Here is a 10,210-nt window from a genome sequence, read left to right on the forward strand (position 1 = left end):
ACCACGCGGGCCTGCACCCGGCCGAGCATCACCAGCGATTTCAGCGGCGGGCGGTTCTCGGCGGCAATAGCCGCACCGGACAAAGAGAGGTCGATGATGCGGCAGGTCATCCGCGTGCCGTCTTCCTGGGTGAGCAGGGCGATCGGGTTACGCGGCACGATACGATCGTGACGGCGATCCTCGGGCAGATTGAGGATGTCGCGGTTGGCGAGCCAGGTGAGCTGGGCGGCGAGCTTGTCGCGTTTACGCGCGGTGGCGCCGATCGTCATGGCAAAGCCGTTGTCGATGATGCGGGTGATGCGGCCCTCGACGCGGCCGATATGGTCGAGATAGGCGATCACGCGGTCGCCGACATTGCCGATGCCGGGCGCCAGCAGCGCGAGGCCGCCCGGGGACATGTTGATAATCTGGCAGGGAAACTCGCGCCGGTCGGGCAGCATGTAGCGGCCGAGCAGGTGCACCTTGACGCGCTGGAAGCGGCGCCGCTCCTCGGCTACGGGGACGACGTTAGTTTTCTTCTGTGCAAACGACATCACGACAAACCCGGCCACCGTCCATTCGGAGCCCCGATGACCCTAAAGCTGATAGGGTTAACGGGGCGTTACGGTTGTGAAATGGAACCCGGACACGGAGCGAGAGCGGTCGGCGACGTTCGCCTGCGCCGTACCGGCGTCATCAGGGCCGTCGACGCGGCGCGCGCCCGGGCGCGGCGCAAGATTGTCCGGCGTCTTGATGTTGCGCGCGAGACCTGCCGCCTCGAATGCTTTGATCAGCCACCAGCCGAGATCGATCTGCCCCGGCAGCAGCCCGAGCTTCGCGGAGCCGGGATAGGCGTGGTGATTGTTGTGCCAGCTCTCGCCCATGCTGATCAGCCCGGCGATGCCGACATTGTAGCCCTGGGCTGCAACGCCCTCGATGACCCAGGTCTGTCCGCCCCTGCGATGCGAGTAATGACCGATCAGCCAGTGACCGGTGACGCAGACCGCGACCCGGACGCAGATGCCCCAGACCAGCCAGCTCCACGAGCCGATCGCAAAGAACAGTAGCGCCCAGGGCAGTTGCTGCCACATCCAGGTTCGCTCGACGAATGCATAGAAGCGATCATCGGCGAGCCGCGGTTCGAGCCGGAACACCGGCGGGTGTTTCAGCACGAGCGTGCAGTGCATTTGCCACCAGGCATCGCGCCAGAAGCCGGCCGCGTGGCACGAATAGGCGTGGCACGCCGCCTGGCGCTGCGCCCAGTCGCGGAAATCGTGCAGCCGCACCATGCCGTAGGGGCCGGCCATCCCGACCAGCGTGCCGAGATAGACGCAGAGCCGCTCCAGCCACAGCGGGCAGTCGAAGCTCGCATGGATCAGGCGGCGGTGCATGCCGACCGAATGTCCGAAGCACAGGGTGATTGCGCTGGTCACGATGAACAGCGCGAATGCGCTCCACGAGAACAGCAGCGGCCCGAAGATGATCGCGACCGCGGTCATGCTGCCGAGCCACAGCGACTTCGCCGGTGCCCATTGCACGCGCCCATCCAGCGGGTCGGTGCGCTCGTCCGCGAAGATTCGTTCGGAGCCGGGCTGTAGCTTCATTCCGTAACCTGAAATTGTGCCGCAGCTTGGGATGGAGCTGCCGTTACTGTCAATCCGCCGCGCCCGTCCGTCGTGTCGCAGCAGGCATTGGCAACCCCGGCGAGTTCACCTAGCCTCGACAATGAGTAGGCTCATGGGGTGGAGACGTTCAATCATGCGACTGAAACCGTGGCTCGCGCTTGTCGCGGCCATCCTCGCAGGCTGCGGCATGGCACGTGCAGCCGAGATGCGCGTCACCTTGCTCGGCACCGGAACGCCGACGCCGCGGCTCTCCAGCTTCAGCGCCTCGACACTGGTGGAGGCGGGGCCGGAGAAGCTGATCTTCGATCTCGGGCGCGGCTCGACGATCCGCCTGTTCCAGAAGAAGATCCCGATCGGCGCGATCACGGCGCACTTCATCACCCATCTGCATTCCGACCACGTCGTCGGCCTTCCCGACATGTGGCTGACGGGATGGATCGGCACGCCGTACGGCTCGCGCAAGACGCCGATGGCGATCTTCGGACCGAAGGGCACGGTGGCGACGACCGAAAATCTCACCAAGGCGTTCTCCGAGGACATCCGTATCCGCATCGATGATGAGGACTATCCGCCTTCGGGTGTCGCGTTTGCGGCAAAGGACATCGAGCCGGGACCGGTCTACGAGAAGAACGGCGTCAAGGTCACCGCGATCGAGGTCAATCACGGCGAGAAGATCAAGCCGTCGTTCGGATATGTCGTCGAGTATGACGGCAAGAAGGTGGTGCTGTCGGGCGACACCAAGCCGGACGAGCGGGTGGCCAAGGCGGCCGAGGGCGCCGACCTCCTGATCCACGAGGTCGCGGTCATCGATCCCGACCTGTTCAAGGCCTATCCGAACTACCGGGCGATCGAGAATCATCACACCTCGCCGGAAGAGGCCGGCAAGATCTTCGCAGAGGCGAAGCCGAAGCTCGCGGTCTATTCGCACATCGTGTTCGCGAGCCAGCCGCCGACCCAGGACGTGCCGGAGGGCGTGTTGCTGAAGCGGACGCGCACGACCTATCAGGGGCCATTGGTGATCGGGCACGACCTGATGTCGTTCGTGATCACGGACAAGGTCGAGGGCTTTGCCCCCGACGGCACCGCGATGAATTGACGATCTCCGCGGGAGCTGCGCGGTGAGGCGCTATTTGGCCTCGGCGTCCATGGCCGGCCCGACCGTCACCGCTGGTGGTTCAACGGTCACGGCTTTCAGCACCTTGCGTTTCGCCGCGCGGATCTCAAGCTCCAGGGGCGGCTGATAGGACCCTGCTGGCGGCTCGAACATGAAGGCGTGGTGCCCGTCGCCCTTGTTGAGTTTGAGCAGGTCCTTGCGGAACTGATCGGCGACGACCTCGGCAACGAGCTCGCCGTCGAAATAGATATCGATCGTCACCCGTTTGTCGGGGTGCTGGTCGTACAGGGCCCAGCCGGCGATCCTGTTCTCGTTGAAGACGTCGACATGGCCGGTGACCTCGCTTGAGAGGCTCTCGATGCCGGCTTCGATCACCTCAAGGTCGCTTCGGTAGATCGATCGCGTCACGTCGAAGCTGAAATTCGCCGTATCGACGCATTGCTCCAGCAGGTTCTTCCGATGCTCCTTCATGCGTTGCAGCGTGTCCAGTTCGCCCAACTTGACGTACATGCCAACGATACCTTCGATACCTGCATTCATGGTGTCGTCCCCGCAATGCTACTCACTTCTGCGCACTCAACTGCGTTCACAATCGATGGTTTCTTGCGATGCTTCCTTGCGGAAAAAACTCCCGTCAAGACTTGAAGCGCCTCGTCCCGACAAGGTCAGTCATGAAGACCTTCATGACAGGCATTCATGACATCCCAATCGTCCTGACCTAAACTCGGTGCGGCCGTACCCGGCCCAACGACAAGGACAGGGAGAGCGAACCGATGGAGCAGATCCGCGTCTGCACGCATGATGGACCTGGAGCCAAGCCCGTAATCCGGACCGTGCCATGGCCGGAAATCGGCAAAAAGGCGGCCTTGATCAAGGTCGGCGCCTGCGGGGTTTGCGGAACCGACCTGCACATTCTGAAGGGACATTGGCCGAAGCCGCTGCCATGGCCGTTCACGCTCGGCCATGAGCTCGGCGGCGTGATCGTCGCATGCGGCCCGGAGTTCACCGAAGACTTCATGAGCAAGCCGCTCAAGGTGGGATCGAAGGTGATGATCCCGCCCTTGATGCCGTGCGGCCGCTGCTATTACTGCATTCATTATCCCGAGAGTGCCAACAAGTGCCTGACGCCGGTGTATTACGGCCGCTATCTCGGCTTCGACAAAGCGCCGCACATGTGGGGCGGCTGGGCCGAATATGTCTATGTCGATCTCGACATGCTGCCCGGCACCAAGATCTACAAATTGCCCGACGACATGTCGCTGCGGCTGGGTGCGCTCTCGGAACCGTTGACCTCCTGCATCCGCGCCTTCAACCGCGCCACCCGCGCCGGCGGCTTTTCCTGGGGCGGCACGGTGGTGATCCAGGGTTCCGGGCCGATCGGCATCTTGGCGGTAGCCGCCGCGCAGGAGATGGGGGCGGGGCGCGTGATCTCCGTCGGTGCGCCGGAAAATCCGCGGCTCAAGCTGGCGCGCAAGTTCGGTGCCGAGGCGACCGTCGACATCGAGCAGCTCAAGACGCCGGAGGAGCGCATCAAGGCGGTGCGCGACATCGTCGGCGGCTTCGGCGCCGATCTCGTCATGGATTGCTCCGGCCATCCGACCGCCGGCCCCGAAGGCATCGAGATGCTGCGCGACGGCGGCACCTACGTCGAGATGGGCCAGTTCACCGATGCCGGCTCGATCAATACGTCGTGGCATCGCATCTGCACCAAGGACCTCAACGTGCTCGGCTCCTGGGGCTTCACCGGCAACGATTTGCCGCTCGGCGTCGATATGCTCTACCGCACCCGCGACAAATATCCTTGGCTCGACATGCAGACCATCTATCCGTTCACCGAGGACGGCGTCGCTCAGGCGGTCGCGGACGCGATGGCGATGAAGACGGTGAAGTCGACCATCGTGCCGTGGCCGGAGCTGGTCGGGTGAGGCAGGCAAGTGGGAGCGCTGCAATTCCTGTTGCAGTGCTCCCAAGGGAATAGCGGCCGGGTGCTGCCGATCAAGCTCTGATATCGCTCGCCGGGACGACGGCCCGGCGCTAACATCCGATCATGCAGTCGAACCGCGTGCCGCCGAGTGCAACGTTTGCGTGGGGAAACCTGTCCGAGGACTTCCCGCTGTTCCGGACGCTCAGCGCGGAGCAGCGGCTGATCGCCTTTGGCGCGATGACCCGGCGGGACCTCGTGCGTGGCGAGCTGCTGGTCGAGCAGGGCGGCGCCTCGGACGCCTTGTTCCTGGTGCTGCACGGTGCGCTCGCCGTGTACCGGACCGATCATCCCGAGCCGATTGCGGAGCTTCGCGCCGGCGAACTGGTCGGCGAGATCGGCTTCTTTGCCAACATCCCGCGCACGGCCAATGTGATCGCGATCCGCGATAGCAGCGTGCTGGCGCTGACGCGCGCGGCCTATGCGCGGCTTGTCGAGGAAACGCCAGGGATCGTCGAGGCGCTGCTGGCCGCGCTCGCGCAGCGGTTTGCCATCCAGACCGCGCGGCTGCTGCCGGTCCGGGCATCACCGAAGGCGCGCACCGTCGCGCTGATCTCGGGTGGACGCGAGCCGGTGCCGGCTGCCTTTGAACAAAGGCTGCGCCAGGGACTCGCCGCCGCCGGTGCCGAGATCGTCGACCTTGCGCGCGTCCAGGCGATGTTTCCCGGCCGCACGCTGGACGCCTCCGAGGTCGCCGACTGGCTCAACCGGATCGAGTACGACGCGCCGCTGGTGGCTTATTTCGGCGGCTCCGAAGCATCGGAATGGGCGCGCAAGACCATTCGCCAGGCCGACCTCGTCGTGTTCGCCTGCCGCGGCCAGGCGCCGCCGCCTGATCTGACCGAGCTCGAGAGCTTCGCCTGCGCCGTGCATCCGGCGTCGGCGCGGCGCTTGGTGCGCGTTCATGACATCAGGCAGAACGAGGTCAGTGGCACCGCGGCCTGGCTCGCGCGGCTGCCTTGCTTCATGCACCACCATGTCGCGCTCGAGGACCAGATCGATATCGACAGCCTGGTGCGCTTCCTGTGCGGTCGCGCCGTCGGGTTCGTCGCCGGCGGCGGCGGCAGCCTCGGCACCGCGCATGTCGGGGTCTACAAGGCCTTTCGCGAGCGCGGCGCCATGTTCGACATCTTCGTCGGCACCAGCGTCGGTTCGGCGATGGCGGCGGGCTTTGCCAAGAACTATGACGCCGAACATCTCGAGCGCGGCACGCATGAGATCTTCGTCTCCAGCCGCAGCTTCCGCCGCCCGACCTGGCCGCGCTATGCGCTGCTGGACCACAAGGCCTTCGATGCGGCGCTTGCCGATCAGTACGGCCACAATTGCCGGATCGAGGATTGCTGGCGGCCGTTCGCGGCGGTTGCCACCAATCTGTCGACGCACAGTCTCGAATTGATCAGGACCGGCCTGCTCTGGCAGGCGGTGCGCGCATCCAGCGCCATTCCCGGTCTGCTGCCGCCGTTCTATACGCGGGACGGTTCGATGCTGGTCGACGGCTGCCTCGTCGACAATGTTCCGCTGGCGCAGATGCACCAGATGAAGAGCGGCCCTAACCTGGTGGTCCATTTCGGCGAGCCGGCGACCGAGATGTTCGACGTCGACTACGCCGCGCTGCCGGGAAGATTCGAGCTGCTTGCGACCCTGCTGATGCCGTTCCGGCGGAAGTCGCTTCCGGCCGCGCCAAGTGCCGTCAATGTGTTGTGGCGAAGCCTCGTCGCGCATCAGCGCTACGACACGCTGCCGACCACGCCGCTCGACCTGGTGATGCGCCCGCCAACGCCTGACGGCATCGACGTGACCGATTTCGACCGCCATCAGGAGATTTTCGAGTCGTCATACCGCTGGGCCCAGGAAATCATTGCCGCCTCGGAGGCCGCGCATAACCCGGCCATCGCGGCGATCGTCGCGTCCGCCGAGAATAGGGACAAGGATATAGACAAGGATGCAGACAACAGCGCGGATCAGGTGACGACGGCGACCGCGCCGATTTCCCATCAGGCCCGTGTCGGTTGAGCCGCTTGCGGGCGCCGCCGAAGTCGACCATCGTGCCGGCCTGAAATCCGGAGATGACGATGCCTTTCGATTTGATTCTGCGCGGCGGACGGGTGGTCGACCCGTCGCAAAAGCTCGATGCGGTGACCGACGTCGCCTTTGCCGGCGGCAAGGTCGCCGCGATCGGCCGAGAGTTGAAAGCCGATCCCGCGACCGACGTGCGCGACGTCTCCGGGCTGATCGTCTCGCCGGGGATCATCGACCTGCACACCCATGTCTATTGGGGCGGCACCTCGCTCGGCATCGACGCGGAGGAATTTTGCCGCAACTCCGGCGTCACCACCTCGGTCGACACCGGCAGCGCCGGCCCGGGCAATTTCGCCGGCTTCCGCAAGCATGTGATCGAACCGAGCCAGGTTCGCATCCTCGCCTATCTGCACGTCTCGCATGCCGGCATCTTCGGCTTCTCCGACCGGGTGATGGTCGGCGAGAGCGAGGAGTTGCGGCTGATGAATCCGGTCGATGCCGCACGCGTCGCGGACGAGAACCGCGACCTCATCGTCGGCATCAAGGTCCGCGTCGGCCTGTTCGCCTCGGGCACCTCGGGGCTGGTGCCGCTCGAGATCGCGCTCGAAGTGGCGGAGCAGGTCGGCATGCCCTTGATGGCGCATATCGATCATCCGCCGCCGAGCTATGAGGAGGTGCTGGCGCGGCTGCGCCCGGGCGACGTGCTGACCCATGCGTTCCGTCCGTTCCCGAACACGCCGGCGACCGCGCAGGGCACGGTGAAGAGGAGCGTGCTGGAGGCGCGCGAGCGCGGCGTGCTGTTCGACATCGGCCACGGCAAGGGCTCGTTCGCCTTCAAGACCGCGCGCGCGATGCTCGCCAACGGCTTCTCACCCGACACCATCTCGTCCGACATCCATCAGCTTTGCATCGACGGTCCGGCGTTCGACCAGGTGACGACGATGTCGAAATTCCTCTGCATGGGGATGCGGCTACCGGACGTGATCGCGGCATCCACGGTCAACGCCGCGATGGCGTTGCGGCGGCCGGAGCTCGGCAGCCTCAAGCCGGGCAGCGTCGGCGATGCCACGCTGCTCTCGATCAGGCAAGGCCAGTTCGACTATGTCGACGTGGTCGGCGAACATCTGACCGGCGATCGCAAGATCGCGTCCGAAGGCGTCGTGATCGGCGGACGCTGGTGGCATCCAAAGTAGGACGCGGCCTCATTGACGCGCAGCCATGGCTCGGCCGTGTAGGCGGCACGCAGTCATCCCACAACTGTGAAACAACGAGGCCGCCTGATCGAGGCGGCCTCGCGACGAGAGCCCACCGCGTTCCCGACGCGTCGTCCTACTTGCGCTCGATGAAAATCTGCCGGCAGTCGGCTGGGCCAATATTCTCCGACGAGTGTGAAGCGATGACCGGGACCGCATTCACGCTTCCGGCCTTGGTGTGGGTATCCGTGGTTTTTCCGTCAGCTGCGTAGAGCCTCGTATCGCAATCAGTCAGGTGGTAGAGAACCGACGGAACAGGATGGCCATGCACCTTGTCGTGGACCCCTTGCTTTCGCACCGTCTCGATGACGCGAAAGTTTTGATCCTCGAAGATCACCTTATAGACGTCCGGGTCCCCTTGAAACGTTGGCGGCGCGTTTTGCGCAATCGCCGCGGACGACACCAGATACAGTGCCGCGAATGCGCCCAGCGCGAATGTGCTGTCTCGAGTCATTTCGCTACTCCTCATTGGCGACGGTTGAGTTTTTCACGGACGTCGGAACGCACCGCAGAATGCTTCGATGCTTCGAAAGGCTACGTGGCGATTTGACGTCGGCGGTGCCGGATCGGATCATGCGCGCGCCTCGCCATTTCCACCACCAGCCGGCGCCACCGTGTCGACATCACTTCCGGACTACCTCGATTGGCGGGGAAGCTCGTTGCGACGGACTCACGCATTGCAGCAATTCTACGCTGCTGCGCCGACGGCACTAACAAAGCTGACGAACTTCGCCTAAGCTTTGGTACGACGCGCGCTGAATGCGCAAGCGGTTTCGACCGTAGCGTCGACGGACTCAATAGCGATGGCGCGTTTGTGCTCAGTTCCAAAGGGAGTGCACGCGATGGCTACACGCAAGCTCACGCGACGGCGTCTTCTCGTCACAACGGCTGCCTCCGCGACCGTAGTCGCAATGCCCTATGTCCGCAGCTCATATGCGGCGGGCAAGCTGTCGCTCGCCATTTGGGACCACTTTGTGCCTGGTGCCAACGCCACAAGCAAGGCGCTGATCGAGGAATGGGCAACCCGGGAAAAGGTCGAGGTCCAGATCGACTATATCAACAACATCGGCGGAAAACTCCTGGTGACGGTCGCCGCCGAGGCACAGGCCAAGATAGGCCACGACATCGTGTACTTCACAAGTTGGTTGCCTTCCGCCAATGCCAGCAATCTCGAGCCGGTCGACGACGTCGTAGAGGCGCTGATCAAGCAGAACGGTGCCGTGATTCCGACCTTCGAATACCTTGGTAAATCCGACGGCCATTGGGTTGCCGTGCCAGCGACGATCGGAAGTCAGCTCCAAAGTCCGTGTTCGCGCACCGACCTGATGAAGCGCTATGCCGGCATCGATGTCCAGGCGATGTACCCCGCCGGCGCAACGCCGAACGCGGACAATTGGACGCTCGACACCTTTTTTACAGCCGCGGCGGCGTGCAACAAGGCCGGATTCCCCTTCGGCATCGGCCTAGGCACGACGGAGGATTCGGTTCTCGCCGCGGGCGCGATCTTCCATTCGTTCGGGGCCGCGCTAGTCGATGCAAAGGGTAACAGTACGGTGAAGTCCGAACCGGTGCGTGAGGCACTGGATTACTATGCGCGGCTCGCTCGGTTTTTCCCGCCGGACGCCGCCGCGTGGGATAACGCATCAAACAACAAATGGCTCATCTCCGGCCGCGGAGCGCTTATCTTGAATCCGCCAAGCGCCTGGGCAGTGGCCAAGCGCGACATGCCGGACATCGCCGAGCAGTTGTGGACGCACGGCATGCCGGCCGGTCCGAAGGGGCGGTTCGCGCCCTTCCTGCCATTCTTCTGGGGGATATGGTCGTTCAGTAAGAACAAGCCGGCAGCTAAGAGTCTCCTCGCGCACCTCTCGCAACCCAACGCAATCGAAACAATGGTAGCCGCGAGTAACGGCTACGATCTTCCGCCGTTTACCAGCATGACTACGTTCAAGACCTGGGGAGAGCAAGGGCCTCCCAAAGGAACGCTCTTTCATTATCCGAACCCCTACAACCACCAGATTCTCTCAGTCGCGGGGTGGCCCGCTCCGCCGAAACTTGCGGTGCAGATTTTTACGCAAGGCATTATGACAAGGATGACTTTGCGTCACATGCAAGGCGAGCCTATGGAGAATACACTTTCGTGGGCCGAAAGTGAGATCGAAGGGTACATGCGTACATGAAAGTCGCGGCTGGAGCCTGTAGCGCGGACAACAATCAGGAAGCTATGGGGTCGCTCACG

9 protein-coding genes are annotated in these 10,210 nt (G+C 63.8%); 5 read left to right on the plus strand and 4 right to left on the minus strand.

Annotation, left to right across the window (positions count from 1 at the left end; genetic code table 11):
* Both QMZ05_RS39000 and QMZ05_RS39005 read right to left on the minus strand, forming a co-directional pair.
* Positions 1 to 533 (minus strand): PilZ domain-containing protein (locus QMZ05_RS39000; RefSeq protein ID WP_353705593.1); only part of this gene is annotated, 533 nt, incomplete at its 3' end.
* Positions 534 to 590: 57 nt separating this feature from the next.
* On the minus strand, positions 591 to 1,583 hold the full coding sequence (locus QMZ05_RS39005) for an acyl-CoA desaturase (RefSeq protein WP_353705594.1): 993 nt from the start codon (positions 1,581 to 1,583) through the stop codon (positions 591 to 593).
* 154 nt (positions 1,584 to 1,737) lie between these two features.
* Here QMZ05_RS39005 and QMZ05_RS39010 point away from each other — a divergent pair, with 154 nt between their 5' ends.
* Positions 1,738 to 2,700, plus strand: coding sequence for an MBL fold metallo-hydrolase (locus QMZ05_RS39010; protein ID WP_353705595.1), 963 nt, complete (start codon positions 1,738 to 1,740; stop codon positions 2,698 to 2,700).
* A gap of 30 nt (positions 2,701 to 2,730) precedes the next feature.
* Here the strand turns inward: QMZ05_RS39010 and QMZ05_RS39015 are convergent, their stop codons facing one another.
* Entirely contained in the window at positions 2,731 to 3,258 is a 528-nt protein-coding gene (locus QMZ05_RS39015) for a hypothetical protein (protein WP_353705596.1), read from the minus strand.
* 233 nt (positions 3,259 to 3,491) lie between these two features.
* Between QMZ05_RS39015 and QMZ05_RS39020 the strand changes: the two genes are divergently transcribed.
* The 3 genes from QMZ05_RS39020 (at position 3,492) to QMZ05_RS39030 (ending at position 7,911) form a co-directional block, all read left to right on the plus strand.
* Positions 3,492 to 4,643 carry a zinc-binding dehydrogenase gene (locus QMZ05_RS39020; protein WP_353705597.1) on the plus strand — a complete coding sequence of 384 codons (1,152 nt, stop codon included), beginning with the start codon at positions 3,492 to 3,494 and terminating at the stop codon, positions 4,641 to 4,643.
* A 122-nt stretch (positions 4,644 to 4,765) separates the two neighbouring features.
* Positions 4,766 to 6,712, plus strand: coding sequence for a cyclic nucleotide-binding and patatin-like phospholipase domain-containing protein (locus tag QMZ05_RS39025; protein ID WP_353705598.1), 1,947 nt, complete (start codon positions 4,766 to 4,768; stop codon positions 6,710 to 6,712).
* 59 nt (positions 6,713 to 6,771) lie between these two features.
* Complete coding sequence (locus tag QMZ05_RS39030; RefSeq protein ID WP_353705599.1) at positions 6,772 to 7,911, plus strand: amidohydrolase/deacetylase family metallohydrolase; 1,140 nt, start codon at positions 6,772 to 6,774, stop codon at positions 7,909 to 7,911.
* A gap of 136 nt (positions 7,912 to 8,047) precedes the next feature.
* Here QMZ05_RS39030 and QMZ05_RS39035 read toward each other — a convergent pair whose 3' ends face one another.
* Positions 8,048 to 8,425, minus strand: coding sequence for a hypothetical protein (locus tag QMZ05_RS39035; RefSeq protein WP_353705600.1), 378 nt, complete (start codon positions 8,423 to 8,425; stop codon positions 8,048 to 8,050).
* A gap of 388 nt (positions 8,426 to 8,813) precedes the next feature.
* On the opposite strand from QMZ05_RS39035, the gene QMZ05_RS39040 reads away from it, so the two are divergent.
* Entirely contained in the window at positions 8,814 to 10,151 is a 1,338-nt protein-coding gene (locus QMZ05_RS39040) for an extracellular solute-binding protein (RefSeq protein ID WP_353705601.1), read from the plus strand.
* Positions 10,152 to 10,210: the final 59 nt, after the last annotated feature.

It is taken from the genome of Bradyrhizobium sp. INPA03-11B (assembly GCF_040446015.1).
GTDB lineage: Bacteria > Pseudomonadota > Alphaproteobacteria > Rhizobiales > Xanthobacteraceae > Bradyrhizobium > Bradyrhizobium macuxiense_A.